Source organism: Bacillus sp. ISL-51 (assembly GCF_018613535.1).
Classification (GTDB): domain Bacteria; phylum Bacillota; class Bacilli; order Bacillales; family Bacillaceae; genus Bacillus.
In genome coordinates, this window is the sequence record NZ_JAGGQB010000009.1 from 74,636 (window position 1) to 92,140 (window position 17,505).

Annotated in this window: 14 protein-coding genes and 1 riboswitch; of the genes, 4 read left to right on the forward strand and 10 right to left on the reverse strand. The window is 40.1% G+C overall.

What is annotated here, in order from left to right; genetic code table 11:
* Window positions 1-6 precede the first annotated feature (6 nt).
* On the forward strand, window positions 7-1,536 hold the full coding sequence (gene ahpF, locus J7E26_RS13435) for an alkyl hydroperoxide reductase subunit F (protein ID WP_214800240.1): 1,530 nt from the start codon (window positions 7-9) through the stop codon (window positions 1,534-1,536).
* A gap of 54 nt (window positions 1,537-1,590) precedes the next feature.
* On the opposite strand, the gene J7E26_RS13440 is transcribed toward ahpF, so the two are convergent.
* Complete coding sequence (locus J7E26_RS13440) at window positions 1,591-2,808, reverse strand: Fic family protein (protein WP_214800241.1); 1,218 nt, start codon at window positions 2,806-2,808, stop codon at window positions 1,591-1,593.
* Window positions 2,809-3,126: 318 nt separating this feature from the next.
* Window positions 3,127-4,473 (reverse strand): amino acid permease, encoded by a 1,347-nt coding sequence (locus J7E26_RS13445; RefSeq protein ID WP_214800242.1) that lies wholly within the window; start codon window positions 4,471-4,473, stop codon window positions 3,127-3,129.
* Between the two features lie 154 nt (window positions 4,474-4,627).
* Window positions 4,628-4,707, reverse strand: a riboswitch (glycine riboswitch).
* 407 nt (window positions 4,708-5,114) lie between these two features.
* On the opposite strand from J7E26_RS13445, the gene fbp reads away from it, so the two are divergent.
* Window positions 5,115-7,040, forward strand: a complete 1,926-nt coding sequence (gene fbp, locus J7E26_RS13450) for a fructose-1,6-bisphosphatase (RefSeq protein ID WP_214800243.1) — start codon at window positions 5,115-5,117, stop codon at window positions 7,038-7,040.
* Window positions 7,041-7,103: 63 nt separating this feature from the next.
* Here fbp and J7E26_RS13455 read toward each other — a convergent pair whose 3' ends face one another.
* The 6 genes from J7E26_RS13455 to J7E26_RS13480 all read right to left on the reverse strand — a co-directional run bounded on the left by J7E26_RS13455 (window position 7,104) and on the right by J7E26_RS13480 (window position 13,464).
* Window positions 7,104-7,568, reverse strand: a complete 465-nt coding sequence (locus J7E26_RS13455) for a (2Fe-2S)-binding protein (protein WP_214800244.1) — start codon at window positions 7,566-7,568, stop codon at window positions 7,104-7,106.
* The gene (locus J7E26_RS13460) at window positions 7,561-8,403 is read right to left on the reverse strand and encodes an FAD binding domain-containing protein (RefSeq protein ID WP_214800245.1); all 843 of its coding nucleotides are present in this window, start codon (window positions 8,401-8,403) and stop codon (window positions 7,561-7,563) included. Before J7E26_RS13460 ends, J7E26_RS13455 begins: the two co-directional genes overlap by 8 nt.
* Entirely contained in the window at window positions 8,390-10,720 is a 2,331-nt protein-coding gene (locus tag J7E26_RS13465) for a xanthine dehydrogenase family protein molybdopterin-binding subunit (protein WP_214800246.1), read from the reverse strand. The genes J7E26_RS13460 and J7E26_RS13465 overlap by 14 nt, the downstream gene beginning before the upstream one ends.
* A gap of 5 nt (window positions 10,721-10,725) precedes the next feature.
* A complete protein-coding gene (locus J7E26_RS13470; RefSeq protein ID WP_214800247.1) occupies window positions 10,726-11,346 on the reverse strand; it encodes an NTP transferase domain-containing protein in 621 nt (206 codons plus the stop codon).
* On the reverse strand, window positions 11,343-12,377 hold the full coding sequence (locus J7E26_RS13475; protein WP_214800248.1) for an XdhC family protein: 1,035 nt from the start codon (window positions 12,375-12,377) through the stop codon (window positions 11,343-11,345). Before J7E26_RS13475 ends, J7E26_RS13470 begins: the two co-directional genes overlap by 4 nt.
* Window positions 12,378-12,447: 70 nt before the next feature.
* The gene (locus tag J7E26_RS13480; protein WP_214800249.1) at window positions 12,448-13,464 is read right to left on the reverse strand and encodes an FUSC family protein; all 1,017 of its coding nucleotides are present in this window, start codon (window positions 13,462-13,464) and stop codon (window positions 12,448-12,450) included.
* 398 nt (window positions 13,465-13,862) lie between these two features.
* Here J7E26_RS13480 and J7E26_RS13485 point away from each other — a divergent pair, with 398 nt between their 5' ends.
* Window positions 13,863-14,417 carry a Pathogenicity island protein gene (locus J7E26_RS13485; RefSeq protein ID WP_214800250.1) on the forward strand — a complete coding sequence of 185 codons (555 nt, stop codon included), beginning with the start codon at window positions 13,863-13,865 and terminating at the stop codon, window positions 14,415-14,417.
* A 58-nt stretch (window positions 14,418-14,475) separates the two neighbouring features.
* Window positions 14,476-14,637: a hypothetical protein gene (locus J7E26_RS13490; RefSeq protein ID WP_214800251.1), complete on the forward strand. Its 162-nt coding sequence runs from the start codon at window positions 14,476-14,478 to the stop codon at window positions 14,635-14,637.
* Between the two features lie 170 nt (window positions 14,638-14,807).
* Here J7E26_RS13490 and J7E26_RS13495 read toward each other — a convergent pair whose 3' ends face one another.
* Both J7E26_RS13495 and J7E26_RS13500 read right to left on the reverse strand, forming a co-directional pair.
* Window positions 14,808-15,662, reverse strand: a complete 855-nt coding sequence (locus J7E26_RS13495) for a DNA adenine methylase (protein WP_214800252.1) — start codon at window positions 15,660-15,662, stop codon at window positions 14,808-14,810.
* Between the two features lie 54 nt (window positions 15,663-15,716).
* Window positions 15,717-17,378, reverse strand: coding sequence for an ATP-dependent nuclease (locus J7E26_RS13500; RefSeq protein ID WP_214800253.1), 1,662 nt, complete (start codon window positions 17,376-17,378; stop codon window positions 15,717-15,719).
* Window positions 17,379-17,505 lie beyond the last annotated feature (127 nt).

Below are 17,505 nucleotides of genomic sequence, written 5' to 3' on the forward strand. Positions count from 1 at the left end.
ATTCTATTGGTACTTGAAGCAAATATCAAAGCACAATTAAATCAATACATGCAGCTAATTGAGAATGACATTGTTCTCAAAGTAAGCGCAGGTGACGATGACACCTCGAAGGACATGCTGGCTCTCGTTGATGAGTTGGCTTCCATGTCATCCAAAATCACAGTTGAAAAAGCACAGTTAAACAGAACGCCAAGCTTCAGCGTCAATCGTGCCGGAGAGGAGACCGGCGTCACATTTGCCGGTGTTCCGCTGGGACACGAGTTCACATCTTTAGTGCTTGCGCTATTGCAAGTGAGCGGCAGAGCGCCTAAGGTTGATCAAAAGGTCATTGACCAGATTAAGAAGATCAGCGGAGAGTACCGCTTTGAATCTTATATCAGCCTGACGTGCCACAACTGCCCTGACGTCGTCCAAGCATTAAACATGATGAGCGTGCTCAACCCGAACATCACACATACGATGATTGACGGAGCGGCTTTTAAAGAAGAAGTCGAAAGCAAAAACATCATGGCCGTGCCGACTGTTTTCTTAAACGGCGAATCTTTCGGAAGCGGACGTATGACCCTCGAAGAGATTCTTGCAAAAATGGGAAGCGGCGCAGATGCATCTGAGTTTGCTGACAAAGAGCCATACGACGTGCTTGTCGTCGGCGGCGGACCTGCCGGCGCCAGTGCGGCCATTTACACGGCACGTAAAGGAATCCGTACAGGGGTTGTCGCTGAACGCTTCGGCGGACAGGTTCTCGACACGATGAGCATCGAAAACTTCATCAGCGTAAAAGCGACAGAAGGACCGAAGCTCGCTGCAAGCCTTGAGGAGCACGTGAAGGATTATGATATTGACGTCATGAACCTGCAGCGCGCAAAACGCCTTGAGAAAAAAGACCTTTTCGAACTCGAACTCGAGAACGGCGCTGTTCTGAAAAGTAAAACAGTCATCCTTTCAACAGGTGCCCGCTGGCGCAATGTCGGCATACCTGGCGAACAAGAGTTCAAAAACAAAGGTGTCGCCTACTGCCCTCACTGTGACGGGCCATTGTTTGAAGGCAAGGACGTTGCCGTCATTGGCGGCGGAAACTCCGGGATCGAAGCAGCGATTGACCTCGCAGGCATTGTGAAACATGTCACTGTATTTGAATTCATGCCGGAGCTGAAAGCAGATGAAGTCCTGCAAAAACGTCTTTACAGCCTGCCAAACGTCACTGTACTGAAAAACGTACAAACAAAAGAAATCACAGGCGACCAAAACGTAAACGGCATCACGTACGTTGATCGTGAAACAGGCGAAGAAAAACACGTTGAACTCCAAGGTGTCTTCGTCCAAATCGGTCTCGTGCCAAACACGGAATGGTTAGACGAAACAGTCGAACGCAACCGCATCGGCGAAATCGTCGTCGACAAACGCGGCGCCACAAGCGTCCCAGGCCTATTTGCCGCAGGAGACTGCACGGACGGCCCGTACAATCAAATCATTATTTCAATGGGATCAGGTGCAAATGCCGCTTTAGGCGCGTTTGATTATTTGATCCGGAACTAATACAAAAGCCGCCATATTACCTGATTGGCGGCTTTTTTGATATGTCCCGTTGAATTAAGAAGGCAGTATTTCTTCTAAACACTCCTCGCTGATTTTATAAGATTTTGGTCTTCTGCTCACCAGCTCAACAAATCCTTGCTGCTCTAAATAATCCATTACTTTGTTAACTTTATGTCTTGATTTATTTGAGAGATTCATTAAATCTTGCACCGATAGCGTAACATAATCATTTACAAATACATTAATGGTGATAATGATATTAAAAATATCACGTTCATCCTTATAATCAGCCCATTGGTCGCTATCAATATAGTTTCTAATTCGTTTCAGCTTCATTAAATTAAGCTCAAGGTCCTCGATAATCCCTTTTTGCCCTGACAGAAGCAGCTCCAACATATTTATTAAATAAAAAGTCATCTCTCCCCGGTTTAAAGGTGCGGGAATTTCCTCTAATGCCTTGAAATACTTTTCTTTATTCTTATTGACCGCGTAAGAAAAAGTGATGGCAGAATATTTTTCTAAGTATCTGGATAAATAACTCCCAACGATTAAACGCCCCGTTCTTCCGTTACCGTCATAAAAAGGATGAATATATTCATAATAATAATGGGCTGTCATATAACGATACAGCTGTGGATGTGATTCATCATGCAGATAAGCAATTAATGCCTCCAATGCTTCTGTAATTTTCCGTTCAGAGCTGATCCCGATATGGGTGGTCATACTCCCGTCATTTACTTCAGCATACCCTTTTCTGAAAAGCTCACCATCCGGGGCATCTTCTGCTACTATTTCATCATATAATTTTCTGAAGTCCTGAGCACTTGTAAATGAATGAATTTGGTCTATAAATTGATATGTTTTCATTAGTCCAAGAAACCGCTTATGTTGCGGTTCAGATTGTTCCAGCGCTTTAAGAGCTTCTTTCAATTCTTTTTTTGTACTGCGAATCCCCTCAATTTCATTATTACTCTGAGCTTCATTAATGATTAATTTATTAAAATAAGGCTTCACAACAAATTTAGGAAGCTGACTAATGAGTGAAGATATTGTAGAGCTGTTCAATAACACTTCATTATTCAAATTCATGAGTTCATGGGTATTTACATAAAATAATTCGAATGAATCGTTTGTTAGATGACCTTTACGAAATCCGCGCACTGTTAATGATGTAGAATAGCTGCCATAGCTGCTTATTCTTTTTTTAAATTCTTTATCATATGAGTCAGTATCCATTTTATAAAAAAGCTTCGATAATTTCTCATACTTCATAATATCACCTCTCTTAATTTAAAGATCTGGACTTTTTTAAAATTACACATTCATTATAGCCTGATTTCTAATAAATATTCTCGCTTTCTAATAATTAAGTGCGATCAGGTCACTGCGATTGGACCCTGCAGCTATTCTGCGATTCCCCCTAAAAGAATGAGTGCACAGATAGCTTGTACCTTCCCCCGTTCTCATAACTGCATTAAATATATGCCTGTAAAAAGAAGCGGTTAACAAAAATAAAAACGGCATACTGCATGCAGTACACCGTCTTTTTCATGATTAGAGATTTATGGAACCACCATTTGATATGACTCATCAGGTCCTTCTTTTCTTGCTCCCCCAATATAGGATAAATAATAAAATAAACCACAGAGGAGTCAGCAGCAAGGCCGGACGGGTTGCATCCGCAAACAGCATAATCATAAGAATGACAGCAAATAGAGCCAGGACAGCGTAATTGATAAATGGCGCAAATGGCGCTTTAAATGTTGATCTTGCGTGTAATTGCGGACGGGTTTTCTTGTATCGGATATGACAAACAAGAATCACACCCCACACCCATATAAAACAAATCGCGCTGATAGTTGTCACGATGCCAAAAGCTTGTTCCGGTATCAGCTTGCTTAAAAGAGCTCCCGCTGACAGGACAATGGTTGATACCCATAACGCGTGACTCGGCACATGGTTTTTATTCAGCTTCGCGAAACGATCCGGGCCCTGTTTCGTTTTGCTTAAATTGTACAGAATCCGGCTTGTTGAAAACATCCCGCTGTTACAAGCAGACGCGGCTGACGTTAAGACGACAAAATTAATGATTCCCGCGGCAAGCGGAATACCGACTAAGCTGAAGGTCTTCACAAAAGGGCTTTCTGCCGCATTCAGTTCCATCCATGGGTTAATACATAATAGGACGATAAGCGCGCCGACGTAGAAAAATAAAATACGCAAAGGAATTTTATTAATAGCCGATGGAATATTTTTTTTCGGATTCGATGTTTCCGCCGCTGATACACCTACTAATTCCACACCGACATATGCAAAGATCACCATTTGGAAAGAAAGCAAAAAGCCTGAAAATCCGTTTGGAAACAGGCCGCCATGCTCCCAAAGGTTTGTAACCGAAACCGTTCCTGTATGCGTCTTAAATCCGATCACCAGCAAAATAACCCCGATAACAATTAACGCCAGAATCGTGATCACCTTTATTAAAGCAAACCAAAATTCCAATTCTCCAAAAAGCTTGACCGTTAATAGATTAAGCCCTAATAAAATGAGTAAACAGATTAGTGCAGGGATCCACTGCGGAATATCAAACCAATATTTCACATATACACCGACGGCAATCACATCCGCCATAGCCGTCATAATCCAGCAAAACCAATACGTCCAGCCGGTGACAAACGAGGCCCGCGGCCCCAAATACTCCTCCGCAATATCTGTTAACGATTGATACCCCGCTTTAGATAACAGCAGTTCTCCCAGCGCCCGCATCACGAAAAAAAGCGCCATACCTACAATGAAATACGCAAAGATGATAGAAGGACCCGCCAATTGAATCGCTTTACCAGAGCCTAAAAATAACCCGGTGCCAATCGTCCCGCCAATGGCGATAAGCTGCACATGCCGATTGGATAAGTCCCTCTTTAATTCTCGCTGTTCCAAATCTAACTCCTCCTTACCTCTTTATTGTGAAACGACGAGCAATGAAAAAAGCCCATAAAAAAAGAGATTGGATGTCCTCCAATCTCGTCGTGGTCATAAGAATAACAAATTATATTTGTGCCGCTGACAATCATCAGCACGACAAATACATATTCGGTACTCTTCTGTCCTTTTGCCTGAGATTGTGAACCCTTCGGCGCCGCGGAACCCCGCGGTCTCTCCAGAAGCTGCTCCTGCTGTAGTGCGACCCACAGCAATCATAGCTTGCTACGTATTGAGTTTTCGATAAATATGACTATCAGATAACTTTTTATTTTAATAGAAGTTGAATCGTTTGTCAAAGGGATGATGAGCTGTCTGCGGAAGGCATCCAAGCTTTGAGGGCGTTCAATGATTCTTTTTTGAAATCGACAGTACCGCCTGTTGATGTATGTTTTACGGCATTATTCCGGCCCTTTTTTTCAAGATTTTGATGCCTTAGGCGCCACATTTTCCGTTTTGATTGTCTCAAAAAGGAGTTATGCGGTACTATCATATAAGATCTAATGATGTAAAAATAATGTCATACTTTTAAATTTACCTTATCATGCAAATGCTCATAAATAGGGACAGCTCTTATTCTAAAAAGGGGATGGACGATTTTGGAAACCAAATACTTAGATCTGCTCGCGCAAAAATACGATTGTGAAGAAAAAGTGGTAACGGAAATCATTAATTTGAAAGCGATACTGAACCTGCCAAAAGGCACCGAGCATTTTGTCAGTGATTTGCACGGGGAGTATCAGGCATTCCAGCACGTGCTGCGGAATGGTTCAGGACGAGTAAAAGAGAAGATCCGCGATATTTTCAGCGGCGTCATTTATGATAGAGAAATTGATGAACTGGCAGCATTGGTCTATTACCCGGAAGACAAACTGAAGTTAATCAAACATGACTTTGATACGAAAGAAGCATTAAACGATTGGTATAAAGAAACGATTAACCGAATGATTAGGCTCGTTTCTTATTCCTCCTCCAAGTATACCCGCTCCAAATTGCGCAAAGCACTGCCTGCCCAGTTTGCTTATATTACGGAGGAGCTCCTATATAAAACAGAACAAGCTGCCAACAAGGAACAATATTACTCCGAAATCATAGATCAGATCATAGCACTCGGCCAGGCTGATAAGCTGATCACCGGTCTTGCCTACAGCACGCAGCGATTGGTGGTCGACCATCTGCATGTTGTCGGCGATATTTACGACCGCGGACCGCAGCCGGATAAGATTATGGAAGAACTGATCAACTATCATTCTGTCGATATTCAGTGGGGAAATCATGACGTTCTCTGGATAGGCGCTTATTCAGGCTCCAAAGTATGCCTGGCAAATATTATCCGCATCTGTGCCCGCTATGACAACCTGGATATTATTGAAGACGTGTACGGCATCAATCTGAGACCGCTCTTGAACCTTGCCGAAAAATATTACGATGATAACCCGTCTTTCCGTCCAAAAGCGGACGAAAACAGACCAGAGGCTGAGATTAAGCAAATCACAAAAATTCATCAGGCGATCGCGATGATCCAATTCAAGCTTGAAAGCCCGATAATCAAGAGACGGCCGAACTTTAATATGGAAGAACGGCTGTTACTGGAAAAGATTGATTATGATCAAAATGAAATCACGCTGAACGGAAAAACATATCAACTGGAAAACACCTGCTTTGCGACGATTAATCCAGAACAGCCGGATGAGCTATTAGAGGAAGAAGCAGAAGTCATGGACAAGCTGCTATTCTCTGTCCAGCATTCCGAAAAGCTGGGCCGACATATGAATTTTATGATGAAAAAAGGCAGCCTTTATTTAAAATATAACGGCAACCTGTTAATTCACGGCTGTATTCCTGTCGATGAAAACGGCAATATGGAAACGATGATGATTGAGGACAGAGCCTACGCGGGCCGCGAGCTGCTCGATGTATTTGAACGGTTCTTACGGAAAGCCTTCGCCCATCCGGAAGAAACCGATGATCTGGCGACAGATATGGCCTGGTATTTATGGACAGGCGAGTACTCCTCCCTCTTCGGAAAACGCGCCATGACGACCTTTGAACGCTATTTCATTAAAGAGAAGGAAACGCATAAAGAAAAGAAAAACCCGTATTACTATTTGCGGGAAGACGAGGCAACCTGCCGGAATATCCTGAAAGAATTCGGTCTCAATCCAGATCATGGCCATATCATCAACGGCCATACACCGGTAAAAGAAATCGAAGGAGAAGACCCGATCAAGGCAAACGGAAAAATGATCGTCATCGACGGCGGCTTCTCCAAAGCCTATCAATCCACAACAGGCATCGCCGGCTACACGCTGTTGTACAACTCCTACGGCATGCAGCTCGTTGCCCATAAACACTTTAATTCCAAGGCAGAAGTGCTAAGCACCGGAACCGATGTCTTAACGGTGAAACGATTAGTGGATAAAGAGCTTGAGCGGAAGAAAGTAAAGGAAACGAATGTGGGTGAGGAACTGCTGCAGGAAGTGGCTATTTTGGAGAGTTTGCGTGAGTATCGGTATATGAAGTGAGGGATATTTAGGGTTCAGAGATGATTCTCTGGGCTCTTTTTTACGATTCTCCGTAACAACTGGCTAATGAGTCCCTTTCCCTGTATGTAAAACAGATTTAACTGCTTCTTCAATCTCCCTATAACCAGTACATCTGCAAATATTGGACTCCAGCCAATCTTTTATCGTTTCATCACCAGCATTCGGCTCAGTATTAACTAAAGCATGACAATTCATGAGAAAACCCGGTGTACAATAACCGCATTGAAACGCAAATTTTTCAATAAAAGCCTTTTGAATCGGCGTATTGATAAGTCCTTCAATTGTCGTAATGTCCTTTCCTTCCCCTTCTACCGCAAGCATTAAACAAGATTTCATCGGTACCCCATCCATTAATACCGTACAGGCGCCGCAATCACCATTTAAGCAACCTGGCTTTGAACCAGTTAATCCAAGACGAAGACGAAGAGCATATAACAAAGTATCGGCTGGTCTGACAGTAATCTGTCTTTCCTTACCATTTATTTTTAATGTAATAGGATTAGACATTTGGGCCTCCTTCTAATTCATGTAAGGCATCTAAGATTGTATGTTGTAAGACAAATATTCGATATTCACTTGAGCCTTCTGCATCATCAAGAATAGGTTTGGGTACATACTGTAAAGACCTGCGTACTCTATCTTCTAATGAGCAGCTTTTATCGTTAAACATAACCTCCATTTCAACAGAACGAAAAGGAAATGGACATACGCCGCTAAAGGCCATTCTAACCTTTTCATCTTTTTTTAGTGCACAAACTGTCACCAATGGATATCCGACATTCCACTGTTGTCTTCTTTTTATACTTACAAATGGCAAGTCTGCATACATTCGATCTATAAGGATATTAAATAAAAAATCCCCTTTTTGTAATTGTATTTCCCTGTTAAATACTTTATTTATCGGATGGTAATGAAGCCCTGCTCGCCCTGCAACCCCTACCAAACTATCGGAAATTAACAACGGCAAGACTGCCTCACGGTAATATATGCCCCCGCAAATATTTCCACCCAGGCTGATTTTATTTCGAGCCGTCCGATCCGCAATTTCACTTACTGTTTTACTTAATAACGGAAAAGGATTTTCTTCTTCCACTTTCGTTAATGACACACCTGCTCCGATCACTAGATAATTTTCATAAAAACGGATGGTATGAAATTCTGGAAGTGCGTTAATATCTATAACTGCATCCGTATATATGAGATTCAGCCTTCCTAACGTTATAATTTCTGTGCCGCCAGAATAATACATTGGTGTTTTCTTTTCGGCCATAAGAGAGTGAAATAGATTGGTTGTTTCTTGAAGTGTCTTCGGTTTAAAATATTCAAAATCAAACGGTATCATCTTTCCACCCCTCTTGCGTCCTCCATAATACTTCAGGAATAAGAGGAAGTTGATTCAATTGGACACCTAAAGCAACAGAAAGGCAATTTCCTAATGCTGCCGGCATCCCCAACAGTCCATGTTCCCCGCCGCCACGTGCCCCATAAGGCGCAATAATATGCGGAGTTTCAATAAATTCAATGATATATTCAGGCTGCTCTCCATAGTGAAGGGGTCTGTATGTTCTAAGTTGAGGATTTAATACTCTTCCATATGGATCAAATACAAAGGTTTCCCTTCCTCCAAATGCAATTCCCATACTCATCGCCCCCATCACTTGACCCCTTGCAGCTTTTTCATTCAATACAGTTCCTATATCCACAACAGAATAGGCTTTTATAATTCGGTACGTATAATCCCGTCTATCTAACTCAACTTCAATTCCCTGAGCACCTACAGCCCACTCGGGTCCCGGCTTTCCTTTTCCTGTTTCCGGGTCTAAATTAGTCATCCGGGTTAATGTGTAGTTGCCGCTCGCAATTACTTGGCCGCCAATGGTATTTCCATTCGGAAACGTATATCCATAAGCAATGTCTTTTATTTCAACATTTACATGAGGATTATCTAAAAAATAAACCTTTCCATCAGCCACTTCTAATTCCTCGACAGGAACTCTTAAAACACATGATGCCACTTCCTTAAGCTTTCGAATGGCTTCATCCGCTGCATTCAGTACGGCTCTTCCTCCCATTAAAGTCCCTCTGCTGCCTACAGTTTTCCAATGCTCAGGTGTTGTTTGTGTATCCACAAGCATTTTTACGTGAATTTTACTTATATCCATTTTCATTCGTTCCGCTAAGATTTGGGCTAACACTGTTTTTGTCCCTGTTCCAATTTCCACTACCCCTGACATCAAATTAATGCTTCCATCAGGATTAAAGGTTAAAATAACCCCGGATGTTGCATTTGTATCAAATGTTGAGGTTTTCCAAATACAGCTGATCCCCTTTGCCCGTATCTTCCGATTATCGATTTCAATTCTCTGTCCCTCGTCCCAATTCATTAATTCCTTCAATCTTTCAATGCATTTTGGTACATTTCCGACTGTGCTTGAATTGAGAAGAACTTGAGTAGGTGTGGTATCACCGGGACGAATGGCATTTTTATAGCGGAGTTCTAACGGATCCATGTTTAGCTTTTCTGCCAATACATCCATCGTTCGCTCAAAGGCAAATAAAACTTCAGCATGACTATAGCCTCTAAAAGCACTGGGATATGGATGATTCGTATACATACAATATGAATCACACCATATGTGGTCGATTGCGTATGGACCCGTACAATCAACCGCTCCTGCTCGACTGATGTCAACTCCTTTATCAGAGTATGCCCCGCCATCAAATAAAAATTGAATGTCTGCCGCCTTTAAGATTCCATCCTTTGTTGCTCCTAATTTGACAATGGCATCCAATCCTATATGAACAGGAGATGTGATCATATCCTCTTCTCTCGAATTAAATAATTTTACGGGCCGGCCTCCAACTGCTTTTGATGCCAAATATGCAATAACCTCTAACTGAACTGCTGCTTTTCCCCCGTACGCCCCTCCTACTAAAGGTGTTTTGACGATAACCTTTCCAGGTTCAATCCCAAAATACCACTCCATTAATTTTTTAATGGCAAAAGGAGCTTGAGAGGATGTTGTCATGATAATCTCCTCATCCGCTCGAATTTCAACAATCGAGCATCTCGTTTCCATAGCAGCGTGATCAGAAGGGTTAAAGGAAATTTGGAATTCTGCTGTCACATCACTTTCCCTAAACCCGTCTTCAATATTTCCTTTTCTTATTTTATCCAGGTTTGCGATATTGGTCTTCGGAACTGGGAATACACCTTCCTTCCTCTCATAGCGGTCCACATTTTCATGGACGAGGGGGGCATTCTTTTGGAAAGCCTCGCGGGGGGAATTTACGACGGGAAGAGGTTCATAGGACACTTTGATGGCATTCACTGCCTTTTTAGCTATGATTGGATTTTCCGCAACAACAACAGCAACCGGCTCACCATGGTACCTAACTTTTTTATAAGCAATCGGCGACCTGTCTTTAATTTCTTCACCTGTAAGCGGAAAAGGTTCATCACCCAATATCGCTTTCACTCCGGGAATCTTCCAAGCTTCTGAAAAGTCAATAGAAGCAATATGGGCATGAGCATATGGACTGATCAACATTTTTGCGTGTAATGTACCTGTTTCTTGAAAATCATCTGTATATTTCGCCTTACCTGTCACTTTTTCAAGGGCTTCTTTTCGAATCACACTTTTCCCGATATACTCCAATCCATTCACTCCCCGAATTTATTCAGCAGCAGAGTATAATCTTCAATTGTATCTACGTCATAAAAAAGCAAAGGGTCTTGAAAGTTGATCATTTTTCCCGTATTGATCATACTTTCACGGATTACATGCCGAGCGCCTTGATCTCCCTTTAACTGATGTAATACTGGAAAACATTGATTTGAGAATAAGATAGGGGGCATAGGAAGATGTTGATTTTCAGCAGCTATAAATGAATAGTGGTGCTCCCTTTGATAGGAATCAATTAACGTATTGATGATATCTGTGGTGACAAATGGCTGGTCTGCAAGGAGAATGATAACGGCATCAGCCTCATACTCTAACGCTCTTTTTAAACCGCATTGTATAGAGTGGCCTTGGCCCTTATTCGCTTCCTCACATTCTACCTGACTCCACTTATTTGACATAGGATATAAAAAGAAAAAAGCTGAAAGCCAATGTAGTGAATCTCCCTTTCTGGTTATAACGAGAATATGATCTAATTTAGATAACAAGGCATTTTTAAGAGCCATGCTTCCCAGGGAGACTCCATTAAGAAATAAACTTCGCTTATCCGTCCCCATGCGTCTGCTTGTACCAGCTGCCAGGTAAATGGCTGCTGTTTTCATGAGGCGGACCTTTGTTTTCGCATTTTTTTAATCATCTCGCCAACAATACTGACAGCAATTTCCTCAGGGCCTTGTGCCCCAATGGGAAGTCCAATGGGGGAATGAATATCTTCCGGAATCTCAGCTCCGCCTAAAAGCCGCTCAGTACGCCTTCTGGGGCCTAAAACGCCTTTATAAAACACATTCTTGTTTTTTAATGTATGTAAAATGGTCCGATCTTTTTGAAAGCTGTGCGTCATAATGACAACAAAATCCCTTTGTGTCATGCTCAGACCTTCTATTACTTCTTCCGGTGCTCCTGTAATCAAATGGCCGGCTTCAGGAAAATGGCCGTAATGACATAAAGCAGGGCGCCAGTCAATCACCGTCACATGAAAGCCCGTACAAGCCGCCAAAGAAACTAATGGCTTAGCATCTTCCCCTGCTCCAAAGACATATAAACAAGGTTTTGGAACCATCTGATGGATAAAAAATAAATCAGATGTATGTTCATCCCTTTTGATTCCCTTTTCCGTATCATAAAGGGGATTCTTATTTCTCAGTTTTTGAATACAGCCTTGTTCCATAAAATCCCCAGTTCCAAACACTCTGCCATCTTCAACGATATACATATCTTCCCTTGGCTCTAACCTTTCAGTGAATCGTTTCATTCGAGTAACAGACTTTTTTACATCTAAGCATTTCTTTACTGTCCTCAGATGTCTTTCCAATTCCCCTTTTACAGGCTCGAGTAAAACCGTCAAAACACCATTACAGCCAACGCCCTGTCCCCAGGATAAATCGTCCTCCGCGCTCATATCAAAGCGAACAATCAACGGCTCTCCTGCAGCCCAAACTTGCTCTGACCTTTCCACAAGATCTTCTTCCAGACAACCGGCGGATAACATTCCGACTCTTGTTTTGTCCCCTAAAATTAACATGGAGGCCCCTTCCTTCCTATAAGCAGACCCCTCTGTTTTAATGATGGTAGCCAGTACTTTAGCTTTTTTAGAAGTGGCGATGACATCCAAAATCCGGTGTATATCATCCATTTCATTTCCCCCGCTTTTACCCAATTTATATCTGCATCTGTAAATCCATATTCTTTTTTTCCAGAAAACATTACAAACTTTTCAGCAATTTCATCGTTTCTAAAAAAAAAGAGTCTTTATAGACCTTATGACCGGGCGGCGGGTACGACAGCATGTTGGAACGGAGAGATTCCAATAACATGTTCTGTTCCTTCTGTTTCCAATTGTCTGTTTCACCCTGCTGTATTCCTTTAAAACCCGCAAAAAATTCGCTTAAGACTTGTAAATCATTCCCCAGCTCCATTTTGTCACTTGCAGATAAATCCCCTTCTTTTTCCCATTCTTTTAACGTTCTCACTATATTTGAGATGTACTCATATCCAGCATTCATCTTTTGCATCTCTATTTGATATCTTGAAAGAATAATTTTATGTTTTTTTCTGATGGGGTTGAATTTTAAGCTCTTAGAGGCCGTTTGTAACATGTCTTTTGTCGTATGTAACTCCTGCAGAAGATTGTTCATTTTGTACTCCATGATGTTCCCTTTTCCTTGTCCCCACTCGAATTGAACCCATTTGGAAAGTTCGAAAAGGATTTCAGAAAGCTGATGAGCTAATGTGCGAAAAGAGTCCGCTGCCTTTTTTGTATAGTCTGGCGGAAAAAAGAACATATGAACCAGAATGGCGATGATGACGCCGATCATCGTATCGATTATTCGATCCATTGCATAATCTTTAGAGTTTCGTTCAAACGTAAATACCAATAAAATGGTGAGCGCTACCTGATGTAAAACCGTTTCATCTATTCGTAACCACTTTGCAATGTAGGTCCCGCCTAATAGTAACAGCCCCAGCATCCAGCCATTCATTGGTAAATGATTGACAAGATAGGCTGTTAACATGATCCCAATTGCAGTTCCCGCAATACGATGAAAAGAAAATCGAATCGACTGATCTATGGTTGGCTGCAAACATAATATAACGGATAGAGGTGCTAAATACGGGTGATCAGAGCCCACTAGTTTTGCCGCTTCCCAAGAAACAGCAGAGGCAATCGCCATCTTCCAAACCAAGGATGTTTTGTTTTGAATTTTTTTATTTTTCTTCATCCTATTCCCCCTCCTTTCAGGAACCTTTTCCACTAGGTTTCCGTTACTCAAAGGGATTTATACTGTCATATGGAAAAAGCGAAAAGAAGCTGTGATTCAGAGGGGAATTCTTGAATGACAGCTTCTTTCTGGAATTTGGTAAACATTAGTAAAGGATATATCGTTTACTACTCTTTGTAGCAAGGCGTTTCTCTGGGCTCTTCTTTACGGTTTCTGCCCTCCTTGATAACTTCGCATCAGATATGAAGCTTACTCCCCTATGACTTTTGAAGGGAAACATACAAATCTTGTTGGTTAAATGTAATGAAATTGGGTGAATTTTTTATCATTTTATATTGTAAGGGTTTAAGAAGCAGAATGCCTTTGTTAGTATGGCAACCAAAGGAGGAGGATCAATTATGCAAAGCAGAATGAAGCTAACCGCAGTGAAACTAGCAGCCTTGGTATTCCTAGTAGGTGCCTTTGCCCTCCCGGTTTTCCCTCATGCTGCAGCTGCCGCAGAATCCCAAGCTACATACAAAGTTGAAAACCTCAACGACAGTGAGCTGAAGATGACGTTCAATCATGCAGATGTTCATATTGACGCTAAAGGCAATGCAACCCTAAAAGACCACATAACGGGCGAGGAGCAGGCTCTTCCGAAAAGCTCTACTGACAAAAATGGTGAACCTGTTACACTGCAATACGAAAAAATCAAAAATGGCGTTTTAGTCAAAGTAGTGAACAAGGACTCTGCGAAAACGAGCGGGTCAATCAGCACCCAATCAGTTGGAAAATGTATTTTAGGTACTGGCGGCGGTGCGGTAACTGGCGGCGGCACACTGGGTCTTGCAGGAGCTGCTGTAGGAACAGTCACAATACCCGGTATCGGAACAGTAGGAGCGGGTGCCGTTGGAGCAATTACCGGCGCTGTTGGCGGTGCAATGACAGGAGCTGCTGCATCTTGCTTTTAATCATGAAGAAAAAGGGGCCCGCGCCCCTTTCTTTTACTAACTATGGAAGGTGGTCGACATGTACAAAATCATCATTCCTTCAATACTAGCCATCTTCATTCTCTGGATACTCTTACAGATTTCACTGGATTTGAGCATCGTTAAGAATCCATTGAATTATTTTATCGTATTCATTGTCTTCTTTCTCTTTATTAAGATGGTGAAAGATAAGCAACAATAGGTTGCTTCTAATGAGCTGTGGGAAACCAGATTTGTATTGGAATCTGGTTTTTTGTGTTTTATTCATTAATTAATCTAAAACATCTAACAATGTCACCTTCAAACTTCAATCACCTTCCAAAAATCATTAATAAAAATTAATATTAGCCACAGAGAAATTTCTTGTTTTTATCAAGGGTTTATTATATCTATATCTTCAGGTATTAATAAATTATCACTAAAGAAAATATACTCCTGAGCTTTCTTATTTTTATTAATACTATATCTAACATCAAGATAACTATATCGAAAGTTCGAATACAAGTCTCTCACTAATGGACAGATATCATACGTGACAACCCATTTTCTTCCGCACTTGGAGATCTCTTCCGATAGATTTTTATGATCATTTTCATTGAAGGAATTTTTATACAATTTAGATCCTTTCTTAACATATGGTGGGTCGAAATTTATGAATGCTTTGTAAAATTGTCTTAAGTTATTTGGCTTTAAAAGCTCTAACCCATCCATATTCAATAGAACAATCTGGTCTTTATAGGCAGAGATTCTATGAATCTTTTCAATTAAATTTATTTTATTGAAACGTGCGTTCATAGGGTTAGAACCATTTTGATTAATTCCACCAATCAAACCACCTTTAATAACTCCAGATACATTAGTTCTGTTCAAGAAAAACGTTGCAAATCCCAATGCTAAAGAATTTGTTATGTCTTGTTGAAAATATATATCTCTCTGTCTTATCCATTCTTCTGGTGTGATTTCTGTATCTAATATTAAGTTACAAAAATCATCTGTATGAATTAAGATTGATTTCCAAAAAGAATATATTGAAGGATCTAAATCATTCAAAACAATACGCTTAACGTCATTGTTAAGAAGAAGCTTAATGGCCAAACCAGCTCCCCCTGCAAAAGGTTCTATATATGTTTGACCTATCAAATTATTACATTCTAATATATTTTTAATATAAGCATAAAATCTTGTCTTACCACCAGGATACCTCAAAGGAGACATGGTTATTGGCACACAATCACCTCCTACAATTTTATATGAATTACTGGTTACGTTAATTCATAGTTTTTATTCAAAATCCCATTCTTTTGGATTGATTCCATGGAATTCCGAAACTTTCCTAAACATTATGTGCAAATCTTCATAAAACTTTTTAATTTGTTCCTCATGTTCAGGATTGTTTACCCAATGTTTAAAAAGTATTTCAAAAAATCGCTGATGTTTCAAAAATACTTTTTTTCTCATATCTCTTTCAACTCCGTGTGTCGATTCACCAGAATCCCTCAACGTTTTTAATTTTTGATTGATCCCTTCAATATCTGGTTTTCTATTACTGAGAAAATTTGTTTTACCATAATTGAGATTTAAAATTGTTTCACTTGTCCAAAATGAGTCATCATTATCTAGAAGTTGTAGAGCATATTCCATTATTAGCTTTTCTGGAGATTCCTGACCTGGTAAAACAATAATATATTTATCTAGACACCGTTTATCTTTCTGATCTCCGTCTAAAATACAGATAGACTGCATAGTTGATTTAAGAAGATACGTATCACTAAAAATATTTATCAAATTTATAGCACCAATATTTGCTTCAACAAGATGAAAAAAACGTCTTACCTTAGTAAAGTTATCAAAGTTTGTTTCGAAATAATCTAGTAGGATGTTCAAAAATATTCTAGCTTCACTATCTTCAGTGAAAACTGGTATGACGTTGCTTGTATAAATATCATCCCTAGTCTCATTATGTAGAAACATCTTGATTTTATATATATCGGGTGTCTCCATTTTTATTACGTTTGTCATATTGTCAATCAAATAAATAACATTATCTTTTCTCTTTAATGCATACTCAAGTAGAGGCAAACTGTGGGTTGTAAAAGCCACCTGTATCTTATATTCAGTTGAAAATTCACGAATAAGCTCCAAAAGCTTAAATTGATATGATGGATGTAATGTAGCATCAAATTCATCTATCAATAAAATACTCTCTATATCATTGTTGCTCTGAATGGATTGGTAATAGTATTTAAGAGAAACCAATGCAGTTAGCAGCATGTACAGATTATCTTCCCCTGCTGATATTGTATTGGAATCTACACCTGCTATATCACTGATAAAGTCTGTTCTAACTTTTATATCTCCCATTTTTTGAGGAGCAGAAGAAGAAATATTAATATGAGTAAAACTAGTATATAAATTGGCAATTTCTATTTGATATCCATCTGGCAAATTTTTCTTAATATCCTCCACAGCATCTTCATTTCTAAACTCTCCAAAAGGAAACAATCTTGCTAAACTTAAGTAGACTACTGGACAAAATGGCAATGAATCTTTTGTGTCTTTCGAATAATATGGTTTTACAGCATATCTACCATTTATTTTCGAATTATGCTTTCGAAACGATAGCTGACCATGATTAATATATTCAACACTAAATAACGCTCCATTATGTCCGTTTGCAGGATCATTATACTGCTTATCACCCTTTGTGAGACTTTCTATTTTAGGGTTCGTAGAACTATTTACTTTATTAAAGATATCTAAACAGTTTGGTTCCTGAATCCATGTACATCTTTTATTTACAGCTTGAAAAGAATTGCTTATCATGTGAAGTAATGACGTCTTACAAGTTCCATTACTGCCAGAGATTATATTGATACCATTCACAAAATCAAAATCTAAATCTTTAATTTTACGATATTGATTTACGGTAATTTTTTTAATCATACAGACACCTCCACGATTAACATTTTTTAATGTAGAATTTAAAATTAAGAATTCTTCCAATTTTACTCTTTAATTATATGTATTTTTATAGTAATTGTATAAGGCGTCCACTTTTATATTGAATATT